The organism is Geojedonia litorea, assembly GCF_042654525.1.
GTDB classification, from domain to species: domain Bacteria; phylum Bacteroidota; class Bacteroidia; order Flavobacteriales; family Flavobacteriaceae; genus Geojedonia; species Geojedonia litorea.
On sequence record NZ_JBHSGP010000004.1, the window covers coordinates 46,937 to 71,794 of the forward strand.

23 protein-coding genes are annotated in these 24,858 nt (G+C 35.1%); 9 read left to right on the forward strand and 14 right to left on the reverse strand.

Features of this window, described 5'->3' with window-relative positions; genetic code table 11:
* Positions 1-32: 32 nt before the first annotated feature.
* The 3 genes from ACFO5O_RS00240 to ACFO5O_RS00250 all read right to left on the reverse strand — a co-directional run bounded on the left by ACFO5O_RS00240 (position 33) and on the right by ACFO5O_RS00250 (position 4,056).
* Positions 33-2,594 (reverse strand): TonB-dependent receptor, encoded by a 2,562-nt coding sequence (locus ACFO5O_RS00240; protein ID WP_387959792.1) that lies wholly within the window; start codon positions 2,592-2,594, stop codon positions 33-35.
* Positions 2,563-3,477, reverse strand: a complete 915-nt coding sequence (locus ACFO5O_RS00245) for a FecR family protein (RefSeq protein ID WP_387959794.1) — start codon at positions 3,475-3,477, stop codon at positions 2,563-2,565. Before ACFO5O_RS00245 ends, ACFO5O_RS00240 begins: the two co-directional genes overlap by 32 nt.
* 63 nt (positions 3,478-3,540) lie before the next feature.
* Complete coding sequence (locus ACFO5O_RS00250; RefSeq protein ID WP_387959796.1) at positions 3,541-4,056, reverse strand: RNA polymerase sigma factor; 516 nt, start codon at positions 4,054-4,056, stop codon at positions 3,541-3,543.
* Positions 4,057-4,323: 267 nt separating this feature from the next.
* On the opposite strand from ACFO5O_RS00250, the gene ACFO5O_RS00255 reads away from it, so the two are divergent.
* The 3 genes from ACFO5O_RS00255 (at position 4,324) to ACFO5O_RS00265 (ending at position 7,022) form a co-directional block, all read left to right on the forward strand.
* Complete coding sequence (locus tag ACFO5O_RS00255; RefSeq protein ID WP_387959798.1) at positions 4,324-5,376, forward strand: hypothetical protein; 1,053 nt, start codon at positions 4,324-4,326, stop codon at positions 5,374-5,376.
* Between the two features lie 115 nt (positions 5,377-5,491).
* Complete coding sequence (locus tag ACFO5O_RS00260; RefSeq protein WP_387959800.1) at positions 5,492-6,076, forward strand: porin family protein; 585 nt, start codon at positions 5,492-5,494, stop codon at positions 6,074-6,076.
* Between the two features lie 172 nt (positions 6,077-6,248).
* The gene (locus tag ACFO5O_RS00265; RefSeq protein ID WP_387959802.1) at positions 6,249-7,022 is read left to right on the forward strand and encodes a membrane metalloprotease; all 774 of its coding nucleotides are present in this window, start codon (positions 6,249-6,251) and stop codon (positions 7,020-7,022) included.
* Positions 7,023-7,031: 9 nt separating this feature from the next.
* Here the strand turns inward: ACFO5O_RS00265 and ACFO5O_RS00270 are convergent, their stop codons facing one another.
* The 4 genes from ACFO5O_RS00270 to ACFO5O_RS00285 form a co-directional block, all read right to left on the reverse strand.
* On the reverse strand, positions 7,032-8,000 hold the full coding sequence (locus ACFO5O_RS00270) for a hypothetical protein (protein ID WP_387959804.1): 969 nt from the start codon (positions 7,998-8,000) through the stop codon (positions 7,032-7,034).
* A gap of 64 nt (positions 8,001-8,064) precedes the next feature.
* The gene (locus tag ACFO5O_RS00275; protein ID WP_387959805.1) at positions 8,065-10,374 is read right to left on the reverse strand and encodes a TonB-dependent receptor plug domain-containing protein; all 2,310 of its coding nucleotides are present in this window, start codon (positions 10,372-10,374) and stop codon (positions 8,065-8,067) included.
* A 49-nt stretch (positions 10,375-10,423) separates the two neighbouring features.
* On the reverse strand, positions 10,424-11,320 hold the full coding sequence (locus tag ACFO5O_RS00280; RefSeq protein WP_387959807.1) for a FecR family protein: 897 nt from the start codon (positions 11,318-11,320) through the stop codon (positions 10,424-10,426).
* A 122-nt stretch (positions 11,321-11,442) separates the two neighbouring features.
* Positions 11,443-11,958 carry an RNA polymerase sigma factor gene (locus tag ACFO5O_RS00285; RefSeq protein ID WP_387959809.1) on the reverse strand — a complete coding sequence of 172 codons (516 nt, stop codon included), beginning with the start codon at positions 11,956-11,958 and terminating at the stop codon, positions 11,443-11,445.
* A gap of 114 nt (positions 11,959-12,072) precedes the next feature.
* On the opposite strand from ACFO5O_RS00285, the gene ACFO5O_RS00290 reads away from it, so the two are divergent.
* The 4 genes from ACFO5O_RS00290 to ACFO5O_RS00305 all read left to right on the forward strand — a co-directional run bounded on the left by ACFO5O_RS00290 (position 12,073) and on the right by ACFO5O_RS00305 (position 18,065).
* Positions 12,073-13,815 (forward strand): hypothetical protein, encoded by a 1,743-nt coding sequence (locus ACFO5O_RS00290; protein ID WP_387959811.1) that lies wholly within the window; start codon positions 12,073-12,075, stop codon positions 13,813-13,815.
* 164 nt (positions 13,816-13,979) lie between these two features.
* Positions 13,980-15,308, forward strand: a complete 1,329-nt coding sequence (ffh, locus tag ACFO5O_RS00295) for a signal recognition particle protein (RefSeq protein WP_387959813.1) — start codon at positions 13,980-13,982, stop codon at positions 15,306-15,308.
* Between the two features lie 65 nt (positions 15,309-15,373).
* Positions 15,374-16,252, forward strand: coding sequence for a bifunctional 5,10-methylenetetrahydrofolate dehydrogenase/5,10-methenyltetrahydrofolate cyclohydrolase (locus ACFO5O_RS00300; protein WP_387959814.1), 879 nt, complete (start codon positions 15,374-15,376; stop codon positions 16,250-16,252).
* 73 nt (positions 16,253-16,325) lie between these two features.
* Positions 16,326-18,065: an alpha/beta hydrolase-fold protein gene (locus ACFO5O_RS00305; protein WP_387959816.1), complete on the forward strand. Its 1,740-nt coding sequence runs from the start codon at positions 16,326-16,328 to the stop codon at positions 18,063-18,065.
* Between the two features lie 18 nt (positions 18,066-18,083).
* Here ACFO5O_RS00305 and ACFO5O_RS00310 read toward each other — a convergent pair whose 3' ends face one another.
* Genes ACFO5O_RS00310 through ACFO5O_RS00340 form a run of 7 tightly spaced genes read right to left on the reverse strand, consistent with a single transcriptional unit; the run spans position 18,084 to position 23,634 of the window.
* On the reverse strand, positions 18,084-18,506 hold the full coding sequence (locus ACFO5O_RS00310) for a VOC family protein (protein WP_387959817.1): 423 nt from the start codon (positions 18,504-18,506) through the stop codon (positions 18,084-18,086).
* A gap of 5 nt (positions 18,507-18,511) precedes the next feature.
* A complete protein-coding gene (gene rluF, locus ACFO5O_RS00315; RefSeq protein WP_387959819.1) occupies positions 18,512-19,267 on the reverse strand; it encodes a 23S rRNA pseudouridine(2604) synthase RluF in 756 nt (251 codons plus the stop codon).
* 16 nt (positions 19,268-19,283) lie between these two features.
* The gene (locus ACFO5O_RS00320; protein ID WP_387959821.1) at positions 19,284-20,111 is read right to left on the reverse strand and encodes an alpha/beta fold hydrolase; all 828 of its coding nucleotides are present in this window, start codon (positions 20,109-20,111) and stop codon (positions 19,284-19,286) included.
* Positions 20,111-20,476, reverse strand: a complete 366-nt coding sequence (locus tag ACFO5O_RS00325; RefSeq protein WP_387959823.1) for a cupin domain-containing protein — start codon at positions 20,474-20,476, stop codon at positions 20,111-20,113. Before ACFO5O_RS00325 ends, ACFO5O_RS00320 begins: the two co-directional genes overlap by 1 nt.
* Before the next feature lie 30 nt (positions 20,477-20,506).
* Positions 20,507-21,478 carry a YitT family protein gene (locus ACFO5O_RS00330; RefSeq protein WP_387959825.1) on the reverse strand — a complete coding sequence of 324 codons (972 nt, stop codon included), beginning with the start codon at positions 21,476-21,478 and terminating at the stop codon, positions 20,507-20,509.
* A gap of 19 nt (positions 21,479-21,497) precedes the next feature.
* Positions 21,498-22,052, reverse strand: a complete 555-nt coding sequence (locus ACFO5O_RS00335) for a hypothetical protein (RefSeq protein ID WP_387959827.1) — start codon at positions 22,050-22,052, stop codon at positions 21,498-21,500.
* Between the two features lie 43 nt (positions 22,053-22,095).
* A complete protein-coding gene (locus tag ACFO5O_RS00340) occupies positions 22,096-23,634 on the reverse strand; it encodes a helicase HerA-like domain-containing protein (protein WP_387959829.1) in 1,539 nt (512 codons plus the stop codon).
* A 58-nt stretch (positions 23,635-23,692) separates the two neighbouring features.
* Here ACFO5O_RS00340 and ACFO5O_RS00345 point away from each other — a divergent pair, with 58 nt between their 5' ends.
* Both ACFO5O_RS00345 and ACFO5O_RS00350 read left to right on the forward strand, forming a co-directional pair.
* The gene (locus ACFO5O_RS00345) at positions 23,693-24,139 is read left to right on the forward strand and encodes a RidA family protein (protein ID WP_387959831.1); all 447 of its coding nucleotides are present in this window, start codon (positions 23,693-23,695) and stop codon (positions 24,137-24,139) included.
* Between the two features lie 54 nt (positions 24,140-24,193).
* Complete coding sequence (locus tag ACFO5O_RS00350; protein WP_387959832.1) at positions 24,194-24,826, forward strand: 7-carboxy-7-deazaguanine synthase QueE; 633 nt, start codon at positions 24,194-24,196, stop codon at positions 24,824-24,826.
* Positions 24,827-24,858 lie beyond the last annotated feature (32 nt).

The following is a 24,858-nucleotide window of genomic DNA, read 5'->3' on the forward strand; positions in this document are numbered from 1 at the left end:
CTAATAAAGGTAATTAATTTCTGATTCAAACTTTAAAAGTTAATTCTGAAACTAAAATTAGGGGTCAAGCCAAGTGAGGTATTATTTATCTCTATGGCTTCGTTAGAATTGTTTGGATTTACTTCGTAATACCTGTTGATACTATTTTTTCTGTCGGTAAGGTTGATTACCCCAGCTCTTAAAGATGCTTTTACTGCGTTTGAGAATTCAAAACTATAGTTAACAGAGGCATCCAAACGTAAAAATTCATCCAATCGTTCGCTGTTAGGAGTGTCATAATTTACAAAAGTAGTATTGCCGTCTTGAACCGTTTCATTGCCTTCAATAGGTTTTGTGTAAGGTTTTCCAGTGCGCCAAATTCCACCAAGAGCTACCTGCAAGTCCTCTAAAATATCATAATTGAATGCAAGTGAAAGAGAGTGCCTGATATCTACATTATTTGGAAAATTTGAAGGTGTAAAGGTCTCAAATTCGTAATCATTGGTGCTGTAGGTATAACTTAACCATGTGCTGTATTGATTAGCAGTTTTGTTGATTAAGAATTCGACGCCTTTCGCGGTATAGCTTCCAGAGGCATTTACATACTGAAAGTTATTGTAAAATCCTTGATTGGAAGCCGTGATCCCATCAACTAATTTATAAAATGAAGTGACTTCAAGATTTAAATTGTTTTGATTGAATTCTACTCCAAACGATCCTTGTTTACTTGTCGCAATAGGAATTGAGCTGTTGTTTGCTAAAATCCAACGACGATTTTCAACACCTAAAAAGTCATCCTGAAAGTCTACAATTTGTGTGGCAGATTGGTTTTTAAATTCACCTTCTAATTTTAAAGCTAATCGATTGGATAGCTTTTGCCTGATATTAAGTCGTGGTTCTATTACAAGTTTGTCAAATTTCTGAAAGTAATTGACTCGAACTCCAGCCCTAAAGTAGGTGTTGTTTTTTCGGTATTCGGCTTCAGAAAATATGGCGTGATTAATCAATACATCTTTTTTTGTGAGTTCATATTGAGGAGAGCTTACCGTGGTCTCATTTAAAATACCCGTTTCGTTGAGCTGATACCCTGATAGAATATTCAAATTTTGGTTAACCGTTAAGGTTGAATTAAGCTTAATGCCGGTATCAAGTACTTCGTTGCTTTGGGTAAGACGTTGGTCTGTTTCAACTCTGTTGTCAGTGGCATCCACATTATATTTTGAATAATATCCGGTAATGTGAGTGCTGAATTTATCAGTCCACTGACCTTTCCATTGCAGCCCATAACCTAAATTATTCTGCGTTAAATTACTAGTTTTAGATTCTGTAGTATTTTCTGAAGTTGTAAAACTTTCAGCATAATCTAGATTGTTATTAATGCTGATGAAATTTGCCCGAAAGCTGTGATTATCGTTAAGATCTACGAGTAATTTAGCGGTATAATCATAAAACAGAAAATCAGAGGAGGATTGAGCGTTATCATTATTTGATCTTGTATTGATTTCACTATCCTGAAAACTTCGGTCAAAATAATTATCGTAGGTTGGTGTACTAAAGGCATCGGTAAATGAGCGTCTGCCCGATAGATGAAACGCCACATTTTTAGTAATAGGAATTTCTACAAAAGCATCGGCACTAATTAAATTTAAACCGACTCCTCCATTTATTTTTGAGTTGATTTTATCCTTTGTGAAAATGTTGATTGTACTTGAAACACCATCACTATATTGAGTACTAGTGCCGTTTTTTGTAACGACAACTTTTTCGGTTAGATAAGGGTTATAGGCCGATATCAATCCAAAAAAATGCCCCGAATGGTACATTTTAATGCCATCCCAAAGGACAAGGTTTTGATCGTTGGTACCCCCTCTCACATTGATGTTAGCAATGCTTTCATCTACACTCTCAACACCAGGAAGTGCTTGTATAGATTGTAATATATCAGGTTCTATTAAACCCGGTAAGATTCCAAAAGCCTTGGTATTTAAAACGGTGCTTCCGTCAATTAATTTCTGAAGACCCGTGGTTAAGAATTTGGTGATAAGGACTTGATTTAAAGCTTCACTTGCCTCTCCCAATAAAATACGTTTGCAAGTGCCGTTGGGTGAAAACAATTGATTGGCCGCAATTTGTTTGGTCTCAAATCCCAAAAAGGATATGGTCAATATTGCATTGGCAGAAATGTTCTCAAGGTTAAAACGTCCTTCAGTGTTTGCTACAGCACCTGTGTTTGTATTGTTGACCGCAATTGTTGCTCCAAATAGGGGTGAATCATCTACTAAACTTATCACATAACCACAAATACTAATTTGCTTATCAATAACCGAAACAGTAATATATCGGTTATCTAAAAGTTTAAAATTAAGTAATGTTTTAGAATTTAAGTAAGCAATGGTTTCCTGTAAGGTCAGGGAAGGATCAGGTTTTTCAATAAAAATGTCTTTGACATCATTCACAGCATATGAAACCTTGACATCAAATTGAGTCTCTAAAACAGTTATCACTTCTTCCAACGGAACGGTTTGAGAATTGGTTTGAGCCATCCCTAGACATGAAACTGATAGCAAAATGTATAAAAAAACCTTATTTACCATTGTACTGATAGAATATAACATTTTTTCCGTCCAATTTATAACTTAATTTTAAAGGAACGGTCACAGATTCTAAAGCGGTAGCTTTATTATCATGGGTAAATGTTCCGGTATATAATTGGTTGGTGTCAATACCATCAATTTGTATGTTTATATCGTATTGGCGCTCAAGTTCATCTATAACTTGTGCCAAAGGTATTCTATTAAAACTAGATTCAGATTGCATCCATGAAGGATTTAAAGCTCTCGTATCTTCTAAAAGTTCGACTGTTCCATTGATGACCCTAAAGATAGTTCCTTTAGGCAGTTTTACAGTTTCATCATTATAGGTAACACTAACCAAGCCTTCATAACAATGTACTTCAAAATAGTTGTTTCGTTCTTTTACATTGAATTGCGTTCCTAAAACCTTAACAACTCCAGCACTTGTATTTACACTAAAAGTTTGTCCTTTACTCACTTTAAAAAAGGCTTCACCATCGAGGTTCAAATCCCTTTTATCTTTCCATGTTTTTTTATTAAAACTCAATGAAGATTGAGCATTTAAAATAACTTCAGAATTATCAGGCAGCATTAATTGACGTGATTCTGCTAGATCGGTATTAAAAGTTTGTTGTGCATTAAAAAACAAAAAGTAAGACGAGGTTAAAAGAATTGTAACAACAGCCGCAACTCTCATAATTGATTTAAAATTAAAGTTGATGACTTTACCTTCTTTTTTAGCGGGATGCTTGGTTTTAAATACTTCTAGCGCTTTTTGAGGATCAATTTTTGGAGCTTCTAATTGAGACGCGTAGTAACCAATTTTTTCTATAGTTTCAAAATCATCAGACTGTTTTAAGTCCTTTAATTCGCCCTCTGAAAGTTCGTTATCAAACCATTTTAATATGTCTTTTTCGCTTTTCATCTTTTACTATTCTGTAAATAAGACAACTGTTATATTTTTTACCCTACGCAAAAGTTTAAATTTTTATAAATTTTTTATTTGACGCCTTAAAATTTGTAATGCACCAGACATTCTTTTTTCCACGGTCTTTTGAGAAATGTCTAAAATTTCGGCAATTTCTCTATATTTTTTTCCATCAATACGGTTCATTAAAAAAACTTCACGTTGATCTTCGCTTAAATCTGCAATGGCATTTTGGAGCTTTTGTTTAAACTCCTCTTCCTCCATAATATATTCGGGACTTTGGTTGTCTTTATCTTTATATGGTGCCGCTTTCGCGTATTTTAAAACCACCTTTTGGTGTTTGACCGTATTTAAGAATAGATTATTGACCGTAGTAAATAAATAGGTTTTGGCTTTAGTGACATCAATTTTAGAACAATTTTCCCAAATTTTGGCAAAAGCTTCTTGAACGAGATCTAAAGCCGCATCGCTATTTCCACATTTATAAAACGCAAAATTACTTGCAGATTGTAAATGTGTAACATAAAAATCGTTGAAATATGAATCATTACAGAGATTATGTTCAGAGTTGTTCATATAATACTTTGGGATATTTTTACCATTGCAATATTATAACAAATTAATATAAATAGAGAGCGGTATGCTATTAAAATTAGTGACCAATAAAAGTGTTGTTATATTTTAATTTATTTAAAAAACACAAAATCAATAATTTACAAGTCAATGCAAAAAAAATTGTAAAAAAGTATAGGGAAGAATAGAAGTTGGTTGTCTTACTAATAGAACGGCAAAATAAATTGCTGTGAAAAAGAAAAGTAACCCAAATTATAAAAATTTAGAATTATGAAAACGATCAAAAGTATTTTAGGAATTAGTTTAATAACCTTATTAAGTTTCACCTCTTGTCAGGATGAAATTGACAACCAAATAGGTGAAAACCCAAACACTAATGATGCCAATTCTGTAGCAGCTAGTAATTACAAAAGAACTGCAATGTATGATGGTTCATTTGATGATTTTTTAGATGGTAATTCTTGCTCATCTATATTATTGCCAGTAGTGGCAACAGTTAACGGAACACAGGTTTCTGTAATAAGTCAATCAGATTATCAACAGGTTATAAATATTTTAGGACAGTATAATAACGATAATGATCAAGTGGTTTTACAATTTCCATTTACCGTGAGATTAAGTAACTACACAGAAGTATTAGTGACCTCACAAGGAGAGTACGATGCTATTATAAACGCATGTGAAGCTGCTGAAGCAGAAGGGAAAGATGCTATTTCATGTCTAGATATTCAATTTCCTATCACTATTTTAACCTACAATTTAAATTTAGATCAAACAGGAAGTTTAGTAATTCAGTCTGAACAACAACTATTTTCATATATGGACAACCTAGGTAATGACGAATTATTTTCAATCAGTTATCCAATTACAGTAATGTTCAGCAACGGAACTTCTGCAAGTGTAGATAGTGATGCAAGTTTACAATCTAGTATTAATGAATGTTTAGAAGAACAAGAGGCAGAAGAAGAAGCAGAAGAACGTGCTGATGCCCTTGAGCAAATATTAGTTGATGGGATGTTTAAAGTGCAATCGTTTGTTGACTCTGGAGTTGAATCGGCTAACAATTACGCCGAATTTACCATCGACTTTGCGAATGACTTAACAGTAAAAGCAGACAATGTAGTGAATGCACTAGTTGCAGATGTTGAAGGTACCTATGCAGTAACTTCACAAATTGAAGTGTACTTGAGCTTAAATTTTAGTGGCTCGACATCATTCAATCTTTTAAATCACACTTGGGAAGTAACAAGTTTTAGCAGTACCTCGATTTCATTGAAGAGTACAACGAACGCTGCAGTGACTTTAGTTTTGACACAGATTTAATGCCTATTTAGTTAGTTGGTTAGTTAGTTAACCAGTATTGTTATGGGAAACAGCTGCCGGATCATCCGGCAGCTGTTTAATATGAAGTTTAATATTAAAATAAAAGTAAATTATTATGAAAACGCAATTGATAACTTTAGTAATATGTTTAATTTCTTTATTTGAAATTCAAGCACAAGATAGCCCTAGTAGAACTTCAAATGCTGGTATAAAAGGAGGATACAATTTAGCCGCCGTAAGTTTTGATGGTGAGGGAGAGACCAAGCAACGACATGGCTTTCATATAGGTTTTTATGGAGAGTCATTTTTATATGACAATATTTCAATTCAACCAGAACTTTTGTATTCTCAACAAGGTTATGAAGTAAGAAGCGGTGGGGGAACATATACACAAAAACTGAATTATATAAATATGCCGTTAATGTTTAAAGCTTATCCAGGAGAAAGCTTTTTTATGGAAGTTGGTCCTCAAATTGGTTTAGCTATTTCGCATAAAGAAGAATTTGAAGGTGGTGTATTTGATTCAACCCAAGAGTATGACCCAAGTAATTTTGACTGGGGAATGAACTTTGGAGCTGGTTTTAAAACGGAATCTGGAGTTAGTTTAGGTGCTCGTTACCATCTTGGGCTTGGCGATATTTATGACGAAGGAAGCCCAAAAAATAGAGTTTGGCAATTTTACATTGGATTTGATTTTTAATACAGTTTGACTAAATTGCCCATTGTATGTGAAGTATATGCAATGGGCAGTTTCTATTAATTGCAAACCAGAAAACTCATAATTACGTATATTTAAACCCAAATCAGTTAACAATAAAATTAAAGTCATCAAGTTTTAATAGTGTAACATGACCTAAAACCTACTTAACATCATGAAAAAATTAGTAGCACTTTTCCTTTTTATTTCAATTGCTGTTTCATGTTCTAAAGATGAGACGCCTGGGGATAATGGGGGGAATAATGGAAATAACATAAGCGCCAATCTGCAACCAACTGGAAGCTCATCAAGAGATCTACTCTCTGATAATACTTTTGAAAGTTTAGTAATTGAATTGGTTTATGTAGAAGGAAATCAACCTACTCAAGCTGCAGTCAATAATTTGGTATCATTTATTGGAGCCAGAACCTATAAACCTGGAGGCATTACGGTGCAATCCAGATCAATTCCATCTCCTGGACTTTCACCTTATACCACACAAGAAATAGCTGATATTGAATCTGCAAACAGAACTTTGTATAATACTTCCAATACCATTGCAGTTTGGGCATTTTTTGCTGATGGGAAAGCAGAGGGAGATACGAATACCCAAGTGACACTGGGGACAGCGTATCGCAATACCTCATTTGTGATTTACGAAGCCACAGTAAAATCTTTAAGTGGAGGCGCTTTTGAACCAAGCACCTCGGTTTTAGAGTCGGCGGTAATGCAACATGAATTTTGCCACATATTAGGGTTAACTAACCTAGGTGCACCAATGCAATCTGCACATGAAGATCCAAGCCACTCAAAACATTGTGATGTAGAAAGTTGCTTAATGTATTATGCTGCTGCAACGGGAGAAGGTATTACTATGGTTTCTGGCGGTAATGTGCCAGAATTAGATCCTCAATGCATTGCAGACCTACAAGCTAATGGCGGTAGATAAATTAAAAGCTTATTGAGGACTAGTCACCTCAAATACTTTCAGCATATTTTTACCAACAGCATTTGGTACTTCAGCAATAAAGGCATATTTACCTGGGACTAATGTTGCATTGAAATATCCAGTATCGCCTTCTAGCATATTGTTAACGCCACCTAAAAACGTAATTCCTTGAGGAGCGGGTTCAATTAGACCTTTAGGATCAGCCCAATTCATCCAGTTATTAAGCTCGTCCAAATTGGCAGTCTCATCTAGTTTTGCTAGGTTAACATCATGACCTAGAAAATGTTCGTGAACAATTTGATCTTTGAAAAAAACTGAAAACGTATGAGTGCCTCCGCTTGGGGTCTCATTTAAAACAATTCCATCTGTACTTGAGATTTCAATGGCATAGTCGGCTTTAGGTTCAGAATTACCTGAATCTTCGTTAGTGACAACCACTTCTTTTGCCATGCCCATTGAGGTATGAAATACACCGTTGCTCATTTTTACATAACATTCTAATATGTAATTACCTGGCTCTAATTTCATCGTTGTTTGGGCAACGCGTTCAGGTGAAATTAGCCCAGTACCCCCAATAAATTTGAGTTCACCAAACCATGTTGGTAGTTTGCCGAATGCCGCATAGCCTTCTTCAGCCTTCCCTTCATTGATGAGTTTCATGCCTTCATCAAAAACTGGAACTACAACAGCCATAACAGTGTCTAGTGTTTTGCCTTCAGGGTATTTGTCTATCAGCACAAAATGCGTTTGTGGTGACGCATTTTTATAGCGAAAAGTGGTCCAACCTGACGGAATAGTGTCCGGCATTTGGAAGTCCATGTTCTCTGTAAGAATATCAACGACGTTTTCCTTTTCTACTTCTTCAGATTTTGCTTCTTTTTTATCCGATTTACAGGATTGAAAAACGACAGCTAATGTTAAACAGCTGAATACAATGGTTAAAAATTTTGATGGTTTTGAAATAAGAGAAGTTTTCATAAGAATGGATTGGTTTGAAATTAATGCGCATTAACTCCTTAAAAATAATCATTTTAGAAAACATTTAAAAATGAATACGCAGGCTCACATTAGGTGTAATACCTAAAGATTGATTTTCAATGGTAGAAATATTATTATCATCATCTAGGGTGTAATAGGTATTGATGATATTTTTTTGATTGAGAAGATTCCAAATCGAAGCACCGATAACAGCATTAGTTTTGGGGCTCAATTCAAATGTATAGGTCGTAGAAAAATCTGTTCGAATATAATCATCCAAACGAGCATTATTGGGCGAAGCGTATTCAATTCGATCATTAGAGTTATCCTGAACAGGACTTGGTAATGTTATGGGCTTACCAGAATGCCAATTGGCACCTAGGGCCAGTTTAAAATTGTTAAAGGCATAAGTGCCAGCAAATGTGGCTGCATGTCTAATATCTAAATTATTAGGAAAAGCTTCACCATTATTTAATGTGTCAAATGTGTAATCGTTTTTACTATAGGAATAACTCAACCAAGTACTAAAAGCACTAAATTGTTTGTTGATTAAAAAATCTATGCCTTTCGCTCGATAATTCCCAATGGCGTTTACAAATTGATATTGATTTTGGAAACCTTGACTTCGGGTAGTAATGCCTTTCACATCTTTAATAAAGGCCTCTGTACTAATGAGAAGTTTATTTTTGCTATAATGGATTCCGGCTGAAAGTTGTTTGCTTTTGATAATTGGGATTGGGACGCTTGATGGGATTGTACTGCCATTAGGGGTATTAGATTCTGTCTTATTATTTGAAAGTACCCAGCGTCTATTTTCAACACCTAAAAAGTCATTCTGTAAATCAATAATTTGTGATGTTGTTTGACTTTTAAATTCTCCTAAAACTTCAAATCTAAAATAATTTAGAAATCGCTGGTTAAAGCTTAATCTAGGTTCAACCAATACTTTGTCAAATTTTTTAATGTAGTTAAATCTGGTTCCAAACCTTAAACTTGTATTGTTATTATTAGAGATATATTTACCTTCAGCATAAATGGAGTTGCTCCTAATGACTTCCTTAATATAACTCCTAAACTCTGGATTGTTAACATCTTCAAGGTTACTGATTCCTGTTTCAAAAAAATGATAACCTCCAGATAGATTAAAGTTAGAATTAATAGTGTAATCGAGATCTAATTTAAAGGCGCTATCATATACTTCATTTTCTTGAATTAAGCGTTGGTTATTGTTGAGATCAAAATTTGTGGCATCAAGGTTATAGTTAGAAAGATAAACTTGAGCCGTGCTCATAAAGCGGTCAGACCAATCTCGTGTATATGAAATGCCTGTGGCCAAATTACGTTGCAATAAGCTGCTGTTTAAGACCTCATCAACATTATTAATTCTAGATTGCTCTTCATAGTCAAGGTTGTTATAAATAGTCAAAAAATTGAAACGCAATCTGTCTTTTTCAGTAAGGTCATATAATAACTTTGAGGTGATATCATAGAAGTAAAATGATTCATTTTTTGAAATCGTATTACTGTTTTGCCCTTGGTTGTTGGTAAGGTCAGAATCTTGAAAAACGCGTTTGAAATACTGATCATAAGTAGGCGTGATAATAAGGTCTGTTACCGAACGTCTAGAAGATACCTGCAGCTCCATTTTCTTTGAAAGTGGAATTTTAGTAACCCCATCAACATTAATCAAGTTAAAACCAGCACCAAGTTCAAATTCATTCTCAATGTCATTCGCTAATTGCATATCTAAAATACTCGAAATACCATCGCCAAATTGAGCACTTGTTCCGTTTTTGTATACATTAACCTTTTCTGTAAGGTAAGGATTGTACGCCGAAATTAAACCAAAAAAATGCCCAGACTGAAACATTTTAATCCCATCCCAGAGCAATAAGTTTTGATCATGGGTGCCACCTCTTACATTGATATTTGAAACGGTTTCATCGGTACTCAAAACACCTGGAAGGGCTTGAACGGCTTGTAAAATATCGGGTTCAATTAAACCAGGAAGAATTCCAAATGACTTTGGTTTTATAACAACTGTTCCACTATTGGTTTTAGTAATACCAGATGTAAGATAGTTGCTAATGACGATTTCAGGTAATTGTTCTACTCGCTTTTTAGTTTGAGAAACATTTTGGGTTTTGATAACAACAAAGCGATTATCAAGAATTTCAAAATCTAATTGAGAATTAGCTTTTAAATAGTCTATCGTTTCTAATAGTGACCATTCGGGGTTAGGTGGAATAAGTGATTTATCCTTAATGGTTTCATCAGCGTAAGAAAATGTAATATCAAATTTAGATTCGAGGTCTCTTAAAATAACAGTAAGGGGTTGTGATTCTTTTTGAACGTCTTGAGCTGATAGACTCAAAAAACAATTCAGAAAAAATAAAGGAATAAAAAGATATATAACATCTTTTTTAGTCACGCTTTAAGGTAATAGTCGAATTTGTTTTGTTGTAACTAAGATGTAAAGGTAAGGTAATTGCCTTTAAAGCGAGCTCCATATTTGAATGAGAGAAACCTCCTGTGAATAATTGGGACGTATCTATATTGCTTGAATTTATTTGCACACCAAATTGACGCTCAAATTCATCGAGAACCAGTTTGTACGGCATGCTCATAAACTGACTTTCATTATTAAGCCACGAAGGGGTTGCAAGTTTTTCTTTTTCTTTAGCAATCAATTTCCCATCAATGAATAAAAAGCTGTCACCAGCCAATAAGGTTGTTTGGTGTTCTTGAAAGTTAACTCCAACTTTCCCTTCGTAGCATATTACTTCAAAATAATTATCGCGGTGTTTTACATTAAATTGTGTCCCTAATACAGTAATGGTTCCATGCTTAGTAACCACCTCAAATGTGGAACCTTTGGCCACTTTAAAGAATGCTTCACCCTTAAGCTCGACTTTTCTTTTCTTGTTCCAATTATGTTTGTTAAATGATATCGCAGATAAGGCATTTAACGATACTGTTGATGCATCAGGTAATTCTATGTTAGTTTCTTTATTTGAAGCTAAAGTAGAAAAGGTGGTATCTAAAGTGATAGAATAATACACACTAAAACAAACCACCACTACAGCTGCAATACGTAAAGCAGTTCGTACCCAGTTTTGTGGTTTTGTTTTCTTGGTTTTAATTTGCTTTAATACATTATCTAGCTCAGAATGACTGTCGTATTCTGGCGCTTTAAATGCTTGCAAATGACTATTCATGTTCATTAATGCATCATAATCTTCAAGGTTTTTGAAAGCCTCAAGTTCTTCAGCATTAAGCTCATGGTTTAACCATTTTTGTATTAATTCGTCTCGTTTCATCGTCACGTTTATTATCTATATAACAAGTTAGTTTTATTTTTTCCTACCCTGACATTAAAAAAAATCTAAATACTATACTCTTTAAATACTTCTATCTACTGAAAATAGATACTATTTACTAGTTAAATGCCGTCTATATCTTTTCTTAATTTATCCAAAGCACCATAAATACGTTTTTCAACGGCCTTGGTCGAAATATCCAAAAGACTTGCGATTTCCTTAAATTTTTTGCCTTCAACTCTGTTCATTAAAAAAGCGGTACGCTGTGCTTCGGTTAAATTTTCTAATGATTTTTGTAATTTTTCACCATATTCATTTTCGCGCATAATAAATTCAGGCGTCTCATTAGTATAGTGTTTGGGTTTTGTTTGAGCATATTTTAACTTTACTTTTTGATGTGCTGCTTCATTGAGCATTAAATTATTGGCTGTAGTGAATACAAAACTTTTGGCCTTATCAGGCGTAACTTTACTGCAGTTTTCCCAAAGCTTAATAAAAGCTTCCTGAACTTTGTCTTTCGGATTAAATAGTTCACCAAATTTGTAATATAAAAAGTCATGAAGGTCTTTTGAGTATGTATTGAAGATGGACGAAAATAATCGTTCTTCACATATATTATCATAAAGGTTCTTGCTCATAAATGGTGAGTTAGGTTAGGCTAATTTAAAAAAAATTAATCCGCAAGGGTAGGAATTTTAGAAGTTATCCTGTTCTATATTAAAATTGCAATGTCAAACTTAAACACCTACATTATGAAAACAAAACTTAATTTACTTTTCGTACTTCCTTTTTTTGCCCTTACAATGTTTACATCCTGCCAGGATGAAGTCATTGAAATTACCGAGCCAGATGCACAGGAAACTTTTGTGGCCGAATCTAATGTTGCCAATTTAATGGCTAGAACATCTACAAATGATGGTTCTTTTGATAACATTATAGATGGTTCTCAAGAGTTTTCTGTAAATCTACCAATAACCGTTATTGTTAACGGTGTACAAGTTACTGTGAATTCTGAAGCCGATTTTGAGCGTATTGAAGAAATTTTAGATGAATACGACGATGATGAAGACAGTGTAGAAATAGTTTTCCCCATTACAGTTACTTTAAGCGATTATACCGAAGTTGTGGTTAACAGTCGCGCCGAATTAGATGCCTTAAGACATAGAAGTCCTAACGAAGAAGATGATGATATTGAATGTATTGATTTTAAATATCCCTTAAGTATTTCAGTATATAATGCTAATTTTCAGGTCATCGATGTGGTAACTATTGAAAATGACAGAGCCCTGTTTAGATTTATTAGGAATCTTGAAGGTGGCGTATTGGCAAGTTTGAACTTTCCAGTAACTATGATTTACCATGACGGGTCAACTGTAGAAGTTCATAATAACCAAGAATTGGAGAATGTAATTAATGCAGCTAAAGATGAATGTGATGAAGATGATGACAATGATCATAATGATGACGACTTTACTAAAGAACGTTTAGACAATCTATTAACCTCTTGCCCATGGATTGTTCATGATATTAGACGTAATGAAAACGATTTAACATATAACTACAGAGAATATCTTATGGTATTCAGAGAAGATGGTGTGGTTAAAGTAAGAGCCAGAAATGGCGATATGTTAACTGGTACTTGGTCAACTCGTTTAACTAACCATGGAGCTAAAATAACTTTAGAGTTTGATACTTTAGTTGACTTCACTTTAGAATGGTTTGTTTATCAAATTAGACCTGGTAAGATTAAATTATTTACCCAAGGAGGAAATAGAATTATCTTGGAAAAATCTTGTGATACGGTTGTAGATCAAACTATAGATCGTATTGAAAATATTCTTAAAGAGTGCTTATGGGTAGTTCACAGACTGCATGTTAATGGTAGTGATAATGAAGCGCAATATATAGGCACACCATTAAAGTTTTTTGCAGATGGTGTAGTGAAGATTAGAATTAATGGAGAATTTGTATCAGGTACATGGGGTGTATTTGCTTATAACGCGGGGTATGTGTTGCAAATAAACTTAGAAGGCCGCCCAGATTTACAATTAGAATGGTTAATCACCTTCCTAGAGCCTAATATTATTAAGTTAGAAGCTCCAAACAGTATTATGATATTGAAGCAGCATTGCCCAGATGGTGATCAAGATGTTAGCTATATAAAAAGTGTATTAAATAATGGACTTTGGAAAGTAGCTATGTATCAAGATGCTGCCAATCCTCAAAGCCAAGACTACAGCATGTACAGATTCAACTTTTTAGAAAATGGTGGAATTAAAGTGTTAAACCCTAACAATGTAATTGTTGATTATGGTTCATGGTTGCCTTATCGTTATGAAGGATTAAATCTTGGATTAAACTTTGGTTCAGAATCTACATTTAATGAATTTAATCATAGATGGAAAATTAAGGAGATTACTGAAACTAGAATCGAATTAAAAGATTATAGTGCTAACGGAACCGTTGAACGTATATTGGTTTTTGAAAAACTATAAATTAATGTTTTAGGTTAACGATGAAGAGTCCATTCTTCAGGTTAGTTTTATTTAGTTGGTTAAAAGGACTGCTTATTTAAGCGGTCCTTTTTTTATACATTCATTTACTTTATAAATACATCACAAATCCTTAAATTTGCATCTTTCAAATCAGAAGCAAAACTATGTTTAATAATTTAAGCGAGAAGTTAGATAAAGCCTTACATGTTCTAAAGGGACACGGAAGCATTACCGAGGTAAACGTTGCAGAAACCTTAAAAGAAGTTAGACGAGCCTTATTAGATGCCGATGTCAATTTTAAAATTGCTAAAGAGTTTACCAACACCGTAAAGGAAAAAGCCTTGGGTCAAAATGTATTGACCACGCTGCAACCTGGACAGTTGATGGTAAAATTGGTAAAGGATGAATTGACCCAATTAATGGGTGGCGATGCTGAAGGCATAAATTTATCTGGAAATCCAAGTGTGATTTTAATGTCTGGTTTACAAGGTTCAGGTAAAACCACCTTTTCCGGAAAGCTAGCCAATTACCTTAAAAATAAGAAAACAAAACGTCCATTATTAGTGGCTTGTGACGTATATCGTCCAGCGGCGATTGATCAGTTACATATTGTTGGTGAACAGATTAATGTTGAGGTTTATAGTGATAAAGGCAATTCAGATCCGGTTGCAATTGCCAAAGCTGGAATCGCACATGCTAAAGCCAATGGATATAATGTGGTGATTATAGATACCGCAGGTCGTTTGGCGGTTGATGAAGCCATGATGACTGAAATATCAAACATCCACAAGGCCATTCAACCACAAGAAACCTTATTTGTGGTAGATTCTATGACAGGTCAAGATGCTGTAAATACTGCAAAGGCATTTAACGACATCTTGAATTTTGATGGGGTTATCTTAACTAAACTCGACGGTGATACTCGTGGTGGTGCGGCCATTTCAATTAAGTCTGTAGTCAATAAACCAATTAAGTTTATCGGTACAGGTGAGAAAATGGACGCCATAGATGTGTTCTATCCATCTCGTATGGCCGACCGTATTTTAGGTATGGGTGACGTTGTGTCGTTGGTTGAGCGTGCTCAAGAACAGTATGATGAAGAAGAAGCACGAAAACTTCAAAAGAAAATTGCCAAAAATCAATTCGGTTTTGATGACTTCCTAAAGCAAATTCAGCAGATCAAGAAAATGGGAAGTATGAAGGATTTGATGGGAATGATTCCTGGTGCTGGTAAGATGCTAAAAAATGTAGATATTGATGATGATGCTTTCAAAGGGATTGAAGCCATAATACATTCTATGACTCCTGATGAACGCTCAAATCCTTCAATTATTAACTCAAGTAGAAAACAACGAATTGGTAAGGGATCGGGTACTTCGGTTCAAGAAGTGAATCAATTACTTAAGCAGTTCAACCAAATGAGCAAAATGATGAAGATGATGCAAGGCGGAAAAGGCAAAGCTATGATGCAAGCAATGAAGAATATGAGATAATTTTTTAAAAGTTAAAATAGGTTTTTTTGCCAAACGCGAAACACCAAACACCAAACACCAAACTAATGACAATACTGGACGGACGAAAAATAAGCAACGACATTAAAAATGAAATTGCCGAGCAGGTAAAAAAAATGAAGGCCAAAGGCGAAAAGGTACCGCACTTGGCGGCCGTTATTGTAGGTAATGATGGTGCTAGTCTAACCTATGTTGCCAGTAAAGTGAAAGCCTGCGAACGTGTTGGGTTCGAATCCACTATGGTGCGAATGTCCAATACAACAAGCGAAATTGAATTGTTGGATAAAATTGAAGAACTTAACGAGAATCCAAATATTGACGGTTTTATTATTCAATTGCCTTTACCACCTCAAATCAATACACAAAAAGTATTATTGGCTGTAAATCCTGATAAGGACGTAGATGGTTTCCACCCTATGAATTTTGGAAAAATGGCCTTGGATATGTCTACCTTTATTCCTGCAACACCTTTTGGGATATTGGAATTGCTAGATAGATACGGTGTGGAAACTAAAGGTAAACACACCGTGGTTATTGGTCGCTCTCATATTGTGGGTCGTCCTATGAGTATTTTAATGGGACGTAAAGGTTTTCCAGGAAATTCAACTGTGACTTTAACGCATAGCCACACTAAAAATATCACACAAATTACATCTCAAGCTGATATTATTATTTCGGCATTAGGGGTGCCAAACTTTTTAAAGGCCGAAATGGTCAAAGACGATGCCGTAGTAATCGATGTTGGTATTACTCGTGTAGCGGATGAATCTTCACCAAAAGGTTATAGAATTACAGGTGATGTCGATTTTGAAAACGTAAGTAAAAAAGCAAGTTTTATTACGCCAGTTCCGGGAGGTGTAGGCCCAATGACCATAGCCATGCTACTTAAAAACACCTTGTTGGCAAGAGAACTTCACCATGATTAAAAGTGTTTTTTAAGTATCAAAAACACTTTTTATTTTAAATAATTGAGTACCTTTTCAGGAAATTTATAGCCTTATGAAAGTACTTCAATCTATTTGTTATTTGCTCCCTTTTGTTGTTTTAAGCTGTGATTCAAAATACACCGAAACTATCCATAAAGCTACTGTTGAGGTGTCTTTCACTGAATCAGCAAATGCTCAACCCTTAGACGGACGTCTAATTTTAATCTTTGCAGATAGCAATGAGTCTGAACCACGTTTTCAGGTGAGTGAAGGCCTAAAGGCACAACCTGTTTTTGGTTTAAATGTAGATGGATTGAAACCTAATAACAAAGTGCGTTTTGATGAAACCGTCTTCGGATTTCCTTACGAAAGCTTACAACAAATCAAACCTGGCGAATATTTTGTTCAGGCCGTACTTCACGTTTATGAAACCTTTAATTTATCTACAGGCCATACGGTTAAATTACCTATGGATAATGGCGAAGGCCAGCATTGGAATACCTCACCCGGAAATTTGTATAGTACGCCCGTAAAAGTGAAGGTTACTCAAAAAGGCTTCGAAACTGTCAATGTTGTATTGGATCAGGTCATTCCAGAAATTGCCCCCCCAGAGGATACGGAATGGGTCAAACATATTAAAATGAAATCGGATTTATTGTCTAAATTCTGGGGTCGTGATATGTATTTAGGAGCACATGTTTTATTGCCGAAAGGGTTTAACGAACATCCCGAAGCGAAATACCCTTTAATGATTTTTCATGGACATTTTCCAGATGATTTTGGCGGATTCAGAACCACACCACCAGATCCTAACTTAAAACCCGATTATTCGGCACGTTTTGGTGTGGAAGGCTATAACATCATGCAGCAACAAGAAGCTTATGATTTTTATAAACGTTGGAACGAGCCTGATTTCCCTCGGTTTTTGATTATTGAAATTCAGCATCCAACACCATATTATGACGATTCTTATGCAGTGAATTCAGCTAGTCAAGGTCCTTATGGTGACGCCATTACCTATGAATTGATCCCTTACATTGAAAAACTATTTAGAGGCCAAGGCGAAGGCTGGTCACGCTTTTTGTATGGCGGTTCTACTGGTGGTTGGGAGGCTTTGGCTGTGCAAGTGAAGTATCCTGATGAGTATAATGGTTGTTTTGCGGCCTGTCCAGACCCGATAGATTTTAGAGCCTATTGCCTCAATAATATTTATGAAGATAAAAATGCTTATTATGTGGAGAGTCAGCATAAAACTCTTGAAGTTCCCGGGCATCGAGACTATTTGGGCAATGTGAGTGCAACGGTTAAGGATTTCAATCATTTAGAATTGGTGCTAGGTGATAAGTCGCGTTCTGGGGGACAATATGATATTTGGGAAGCTACCTATTCCCCTCAAGGCGAAGATGGTTATCCTGTGCGATTATGGGATAAATATACAGGCGATATTAACCATGAGGTTGCCAAATTCTGGAAAGAAAATTACGATCTTCGGCATATTCTCACAAGGGATTGGGACAAATTGGGTGAAAAACTTAAAGGAAAAATCCATATTTATTGTGGCGACATGGATAATTATTACCTAAACAATGCTGTGTATCTTATGGAAGACTTTTTGGAAAACACCACTGAACCTTATTATGATGGCGAAGTGGATTATGGTGATCGTGCCGAGCACTGCTGGAATGGCGACCAAGAAAATCCAAACTATATTTCTAGATTACGCTACAATAGCATGTATGTGCCAAAAATCATGAAACGTATTTTGGAATCTGCTCCTGAAGGTGCAGATTTAACGAGTTGGAGGTATAAATAAGATGCTTGAGTAACGAGCTTATTTAGCAAACAACTGCCCTAAATCCTTAAACGCTTTAAATTCTAAAGCATTTCCAGCTGGGTCATAAAAAAACATGGTAGCTTGTTCACCAACTTGACCTTCAAAACGAATATAAGGTTCAATGATAAATTCAATGCCTTTTTGTTTAAGATCTTTAGAAAAGCTTTGAAAAATGTCCCATTCTAAAACCACACCATAATGCGGAACTGGAACTGACTTTCCATCAACAGGATTGGTATGTAAGTCGGCTTCAGTTTTTGGTTTGTAATGAATCACCAGTTGATGCCCAAAAAAATTAAAATCGACCCAGTGGTCACTACTTCGACCTTCTTCACAATTTAAAACATCGCGATAAAATGTTCTGCATTCATCAAGATTGTGAACAGGTATGGCTACATGAAATGGTGAAAGTGTTGACATAGCGCTTAGTTTTTAGAATTTCGTTTGTATTTAGGTTTAAATGTTTTTGAAGAATGTTCTAATAGGCTTTCAAGTGCTTTGAATTCATCATTTGTGAGCTCTCGATATTTGCCGACAGGAATATCCAGTTTAATATTCATGATGCGTACTCGCTTTAAAGTTTGGACCTCATAATTTAGATACTCACACATACGACGAATTTGCCGATTGAGTCCTTGGGTAAGAATGATTTTAAATTCATATGAGCCTAATTTTTCAACCACGCAGGGCTTGGTTATGGTATCTAAAATAGGAACACCACTAGACATGCGTTCTACAAAGGTTTGTGAAATGGGCTTGTCTACGGTAACTATATATTCTTTTTCGTGATTGTTGCTGGCACGAAGAATTTTATTGACGATATCACCATCATCGGTTAGTAATATCAAACCTTCACTTGGTTTATCTAACCTTCCAATTGGAAAAATCCGTTTAGGATAGTTAATAAAATCTATGATATTGTCTTTTTCAACTCTGGTGTCTGTGGTGCAAACTATGCCAATAGGCTTATTAAATGCGAGGTACACAAATCCTTGTTTAGTTTTTGTAATTAACTTCCCGTCGACATGAATTTCATCATTGGGTGCTACTTTGGTTCCCATTTCGGGCACGGTTCCGTTGATGGTTACGCGTCCTTCTTCGATAAGTTTATCGGCAGCACGGCGCGAACAATAACCAGCTTCACTTAAATATTTATTGAGTCGTGTGAGTTGCTCTTCCATACCGCAAAGATAGCAGTTATGCTTCTATAAAATCAGAAATAAAGGATGCAACTGTTTCGTTATTTAACGAATGTCCCAACCCTTTGGTAGTAATCAACTTGCTATTTTTAAAACTTTGTTTGATTTGAATAGCTTCAGTATACGGAATAACATCATCGTCTTCGTCGTGTATTATCAATCCTTGCGAGTTAATAGATTCCAAATATTTTGCAGTTGAATAGTTGTTAGGGTCATTACCAAAACGTTCAATAATAATGGAGTTTAGTTGGTTCACAATTCGTTCGTTATAACCCAGCATATCGGTATAACGCTTAAGTATATTCTTGAATTCTGAAGGCGCTCCTAATAAAATTAATTTCTGAACACTTTTCAGTTTGTATTTATTTTGGCAAAATACTGCAGCCATACCACCAACCGAATGACCTATAATGATTTCGGGTTGAAAACGTTGGGCTACCACGTTTATATAGTCGGAATATAATATGGCATTAAACGAATTGTTTTTGGAATACCCATGTGCCGGTGCATCTAAAGCAATAATATTGAATCCTTTGTTTTTTAGCTTAAAAACCAGAGGTTTCCATCGTGCCGAATTACTTTCCCAGCCATGAGCCAACAAAATGGTTTTCTTTTTCCCCAGCCAACGGTAAGTCATAATCGGCTTTTTTTCAAATTGAAGTTCTTCTTGGAATGCCGTGCCTAAAAATTCGTCCTGCTCTTCTGTAATTTGTCCTTTTCTGGGTTTTGTAAATAGGCTAATGGCCTTATCACCAGCATAGGATGCTGATATGTAACTTATCACATTGTAGAATTTTCCAATGGTATGTACTAAATATTTTTCCATTAGTCTTCTCTGTTAACTAGATCCATTGAAAATGCAGGCGTGCAAATAGCGATATATTCGCAAGGTTCAGTAAACGGATTTGAATATTGTACTCTTGTGTTTTTTTCAATTTTAATAGACTGACCAGCTTCTAATACAAGGGTTTCACCTTCAATTATGAATTGCTTTTTCCCTTTAATGATAAAAGTATACTCTTCAAATTCTGGAGTTTGAAACGGTTCGCTCCAACCAGCGGGGGCTGTCATATGGGCAATGCTAATATTTGAGTTGCCATCAGTTGCCAATCCAAAATGTTCTTTGATTATTTTTCCATCGGTAGTAGGAACAACAAATGGTAATTTTTGTATGGAATATTTTTTATTCATTAAAACTTAATTTTCACTAAACACCAAAAACTATTTAAGAGGTTTACGCTTTATCATTCCACCTTTTAAATCTTTCACCAATCCCATTATAGTGAAGGCTTTTTTATCAATTTTATCTATTTCGGTGTGTAATTTTGCGAGTTCCAAACGGGTGACAACAGTATAAATAATATCCTTATCATAACTTTTTCCACTAGTGCCAAAACCTCCTTTTCCAGCATAAATTGTGCAAGCACGCTGTAATTTTTCAATAAGCATGATTCTAATATCTTCATGCCGTTCTGAAATAATAGTGACACCTACATACTCTTCGACACCATCAACTACAAAATCTACGGTTTTGGCGGCCGCTAAATAGGTAAGAATAGCATACAAAGCAATTTCAACTGATAAAATATAAGCACCAAATGAAAAGATAAAGATATTGATAAGCAGTAACACGTCACCTACAGTAATGGATAGTTTTCGGCTTAAGAATATAGCAAGTACTTCGGTTCCATCAATAACACTGCCTCCCCGCATAGACATTCCAATACCCAGACCTAAAAAGAATCCTCCAAAAACGGCAATTAAGAGCTTGTCATCTGTTATGGTTGGGTATTCTACGTAGTGTACTACAATGGCTAAAAAAGCAATAGCAATTATACTTTTAATGGCGAATTTCATACTGAATGTCCTAGATGCAAGAATAATAAAAGGGAGGTTAACAAGAATTAAGAGGGAACTTAAATTTAAGTGTGTAATATTCTCTAACAATAACGAAATCCCTGTAGCCCCACCGTCTATAAAACGGTTAGGAAGTAAAAACCCTTTTAGTCCAAAACCAGCAGAAAACACACCTAAAATTATGAAAATGTATTCTTTTATAGCATGAACCATTTCAACGTGCAAAACCCTAACCATCGGCACAATTTGTTTATTGGTTGCCGGTCTGGAAGTTTGCTTTGCCTCGATACGTTTTCGAGCAATTGCAACTAATATTTTTGAAATGAATCGATTCATATATTATGAGTTGCTATGTTTAATTCCAATAAACAAAAAAATATTTGATTTTGGCCTTATCTGGAATTTGTATTTTTTCAATTTTTAAACTTAAATCAAATCTTAAATCGGGAGATAATTCTTTTTTGTCAATGGTGAATGATGCATTTATCTCATCTACTGTAATGACTATAGAGTTAATTAAATTATTAATTCGAGAGATTTTATAGTTTTGATCAATATCTTTAAAAGTACTCAATGTAGAAATACCTTTTTCGGTCTTATATCTAGAATCCATAATTTGCACACTTTTTATTACTGCAGTAGAATCCAAAACCTGATTTGGTGCGAGTATTAAAAGTTCTTTTCCGCCTTTTTCGTAAATACTTATGTCATTTGTACTTCCAGAAAACTCGTCTCCTTTTATAGGTTTAACTATAGAATCATTAGGGAAAACGAGTTCAAGATCTTTGACTTGAGTAGAATCGGTCAATAATCCAATATGATGTTTACTGATTAAAAATGGATCAACTTCTTTTTTACAGCTAAAGGCAATAAGTGCTAAAATAATTAGACCTAATAGTGATTTATTCATTGGAGGATTTCGTTTTATTAATTATTAATTTTATTTGTCAAGACTATTTTTTCATCACCTTGTTTAGGATTCCAAATACGCTGCGTATAAAAGTTGCACTAGTTAAAACTTTTACCACAGGATTCATGGTTGAGCTTCGGCGTCTGGTTGTGGTTCTAGATTTGGATTCGGACTTTTTTAAGGCCTCACGCTCCTCTTTAGCCTTTTCCTTTGCTTCTGCGGCCTCGGCAATCTTAATTTTTTTGTTCAAGAGTTCATAGGCACTTTCTCGGTCTATGGTTTCGTTATATTTTTTAACCAATTTTGAATCGGAAAGCAGGCTTTTTAACTCCGTGTCAGTTAAAATATCCATTCTACTCATAGGTGCACGCATCATAGTTGCTGCCAACGGGGTTGGGCGCCCTTTTTCGTTAAGTGCAGATACTAGTGCTTCACCAGTACCTAAAGCTGTTAATATCTCGGCAGTTTCATAGTAGTCCGTGTCTGGATAATTTTGAGCCGTTAGTTTGATAGCTTTTCTATCTTTGGCAGTAAAAGCGCGAAGGGCATGCTGCACTTTAAGTCCTAGTTGGCTTAAAACAGCTTCGGGGACATCGGTAGGGTTTTGAGTGACAAAGTACAATCCAACACCTTTACTTCTAATAAGTTTAACAATGCTTTCAATTTGATTAAGAAGCGCTTTTGAAGCTTCATTAAAAATTAAATGGGCTTCATCAATAAACATAATTAATTCTGGTCGATCACTATCACCTTGTTCAGGAAATGTCGAGTATATTTCGGCCAGTAGACTTAACATAAAGGTTGAAAATAGCTTTGGTCGATCCTGAATGTCGGTAAGTCTAATAATATTAATATAGCCTCTTCCATCTTTATCAACACGCAATAAATCATCAACTTCAAATGATGTTTCCCCAAAAAACAAATCGGCACCTTGTTGCTCTAGTTCAACCACTTTTCGTAGAATGGCTCCGGTTGATGAGGTTGAAATTCGACCATAGGCCTCTTCAAATTCTTTTTTGCCTTCTTGAGTGGCAAATTGTAAGATTTTTTTAAAATCTTTTAAATCTAATAAAGGCAATTTGTTATCATCGCAGTATTTGAAAATAACTGCTACAATGCCTGATTGCACTTCGGATAAATCTAAAATACGAGATAATAATACTGGACCAAATTCGCTTACAGTTGCGCGTAATCTAACGCCATCTTGTTCAGATAAGGTCAAAATTTCAACAGGGAAAGCTTTGGCTTCAAATGGAAGTCCAATGAGGTTGTGGCGTTCGTCAATTTTTGGATGGCCAGGACTAGGTTGAGCCAATCCACTCAAGTCGCCTTTAATATCCATAAGAAGCACAGGAATGCCTTTGTTACTTAAATTTTCAGCTAAAACCTGTAATGTTTTAGTTTTTCCGGTTCCTGTGGCACCAGCAATTAAGCCATGGCGATTCATAGTTTTCAAGGGAACATTGACAAAAGCATTTTTTACGGTTTCGCCGTCTAACATGGCTGATCCTAATGTTATAAAGTCTCCTTTATTGGTATTACCTTCTGTAATGTGATTAAAAAATGCGTCTTTTCTGTTCATGCCTCAAAAATTTTGTATAAAAATAGTGTAATTTTAATCAAGTTTAAAATCTAATAAAATGAAAAAACCGGTTTATTATTTGGCATTGTTCGCTTTTTTAATTCTTATCAATTGCGAAAATAACACTACTGTAACAGTGTTTCATGAGTCACATGAGACAAGCAGACTCAATGCTCCGTTTAGTGATGCAGTTGAAACTAATGGTTTGTTATTCTTGACAGGTCAGATAGGTAAAGATCACAAAAGTGGAAATTTGGTAGAGGGAGGAATTAAAGCCGAAACCAAACAAGTTATAGAAAATATTCAAGCCGTTTTGCAGCATCATAATTTAGAGCTAGAGAATGTGGTGAAATGCACCGTTATTTTGAAGGACATTAATGATTTTGCGCTTTTCAATGAAGTTTATGTAAAGTATTTTATAAAAAAGCCTGCACGAACAACCTTTGCAGCATCTGGCTTGGCAGGAAATGCAAGCATAGAAATAGATGTTATTGCCGCCAAATGAAATCTTCAAACTTAAGCTGTTAACTTCAAATTTTAAGAAGTATCTTTGCAGCCTATGACACGAAGCGAACGACAAGAATTAATTGATAAGGGCTTATTATTGCCTTTAATGGAGGAGTTTTATACCATCCAAGGAGAGGGTTTTCATAAAGGAACTGCGGCCTATTTTGTGAGAATTGGAGGTTGTGATGTTGGGTGTCACTGGTGTGACGTCAAAGAAAGTTGGCTTGCCGAATTGCATCCTCCTACCGAAACTTCCAAAATCGTTGAGAATGCGGCTAAATATAGTAATACCATAGTGGTTACCGGCGGTGAACCCTTAACTTGGGATATGACCGAGCTAACCACCCAATTAAAGTCTAAAGGTTTACAAACACATATAGAAACTTCTGGAGCTTATAAACTTACAGGAGTTTGGGATTGGATATGTTTATCTCCTAAAAAATTGAAATTACCAACCGAGGAGATCTATGATAAAGCACATGAATTAAAGTGCATTGTATATAATAAAGACGATTTTCGTTTTGCCGAGGAACAAGCTGCTAAAGTTAATAAAGATTGTATTTTATACTTACAACCCGAATGGAGCAAACGCGATAAAATGATTCCTGAAATTGTTGATTATGTGATGGCAAATCCAAAATGGAAAGTATCCTTGCAAACCCATAAATATTTGAATATTCCATAAAAAAAAGCCTTGGTTCTCCAAGGCTTTTTTTA

What these genes read in the sequence shown, in the direction of transcription:
- ACFO5O_RS00240 (WP_387959792.1), bottom strand. Translation starts at nt 2,594, where the DNA reads ATGTTATATTCTATCAGTACAATGGTAAATAAGGTTTTTTTATACATT.
- ACFO5O_RS00245 (WP_387959794.1), bottom strand. Translation starts at nt 3,477, where the DNA reads ATGAAAAGCGAAAAAGACATATTAAAATGGTTTGATAACGAACTTTCA.
- ACFO5O_RS00250 (WP_387959796.1), bottom strand. Translation starts at nt 4,056, where the DNA reads ATGAACAACTCTGAACATAATCTCTGTAATGATTCATATTTCAACGAT.
- ACFO5O_RS00255 (WP_387959798.1), top strand. Translation starts at nt 4,324, where the DNA reads ATGAAAACGATCAAAAGTATTTTAGGAATTAGTTTAATAACCTTATTA.
- ACFO5O_RS00260 (WP_387959800.1), top strand. Translation starts at nt 5,492, where the DNA reads ATGAAAACGCAATTGATAACTTTAGTAATATGTTTAATTTCTTTATTT.
- ACFO5O_RS00265 (WP_387959802.1), top strand. Translation starts at nt 6,249, where the DNA reads ATGAAAAAATTAGTAGCACTTTTCCTTTTTATTTCAATTGCTGTTTCA.
- ACFO5O_RS00270 (WP_387959804.1), bottom strand. Translation starts at nt 8,000, where the DNA reads ATGAAAACTTCTCTTATTTCAAAACCATCAAAATTTTTAACCATTGTA.
- ACFO5O_RS00280 (WP_387959807.1), bottom strand. Translation starts at nt 11,320, where the DNA reads ATGAAACGAGACGAATTAATACAAAAATGGTTAAACCATGAGCTTAAT.
- ACFO5O_RS00285 (WP_387959809.1), bottom strand. Translation starts at nt 11,958, where the DNA reads ATGAGCAAGAACCTTTATGATAATATATGTGAAGAACGATTATTTTCG.
- ACFO5O_RS00290 (WP_387959811.1), top strand. Translation starts at nt 12,073, where the DNA reads ATGAAAACAAAACTTAATTTACTTTTCGTACTTCCTTTTTTTGCCCTT.
- ffh (WP_387959813.1), top strand. Translation starts at nt 13,980, where the DNA reads ATGTTTAATAATTTAAGCGAGAAGTTAGATAAAGCCTTACATGTTCTA.
- ACFO5O_RS00300 (WP_387959814.1), top strand. Translation starts at nt 15,374, where the DNA reads ATGACAATACTGGACGGACGAAAAATAAGCAACGACATTAAAAATGAA.
- ACFO5O_RS00305 (WP_387959816.1), top strand. Translation starts at nt 16,326, where the DNA reads ATGAAAGTACTTCAATCTATTTGTTATTTGCTCCCTTTTGTTGTTTTA.
- ACFO5O_RS00310 (WP_387959817.1), bottom strand. Translation starts at nt 18,506, where the DNA reads ATGTCAACACTTTCACCATTTCATGTAGCCATACCTGTTCACAATCTT.
- rluF (WP_387959819.1), bottom strand. Translation starts at nt 19,267, where the DNA reads ATGGAAGAGCAACTCACACGACTCAATAAATATTTAAGTGAAGCTGGT.
- ACFO5O_RS00320 (WP_387959821.1), bottom strand. Translation starts at nt 20,111, where the DNA reads ATGGAAAAATATTTAGTACATACCATTGGAAAATTCTACAATGTGATA.
- ACFO5O_RS00325 (WP_387959823.1), bottom strand. Translation starts at nt 20,476, where the DNA reads ATGAATAAAAAATATTCCATACAAAAATTACCATTTGTTGTTCCTACT.
- ACFO5O_RS00330 (WP_387959825.1), bottom strand. Translation starts at nt 21,478, where the DNA reads ATGAATCGATTCATTTCAAAAATATTAGTTGCAATTGCTCGAAAACGT.
- ACFO5O_RS00335 (WP_387959827.1), bottom strand. Translation starts at nt 22,052, where the DNA reads ATGAATAAATCACTATTAGGTCTAATTATTTTAGCACTTATTGCCTTT.
- ACFO5O_RS00340 (WP_387959829.1), bottom strand. Translation starts at nt 23,634, where the DNA reads ATGAACAGAAAAGACGCATTTTTTAATCACATTACAGAAGGTAATACC.
- ACFO5O_RS00345 (WP_387959831.1), top strand. Translation starts at nt 23,693, where the DNA reads ATGAAAAAACCGGTTTATTATTTGGCATTGTTCGCTTTTTTAATTCTT.
- ACFO5O_RS00350 (WP_387959832.1), top strand. Translation starts at nt 24,194, where the DNA reads ATGACACGAAGCGAACGACAAGAATTAATTGATAAGGGCTTATTATTG.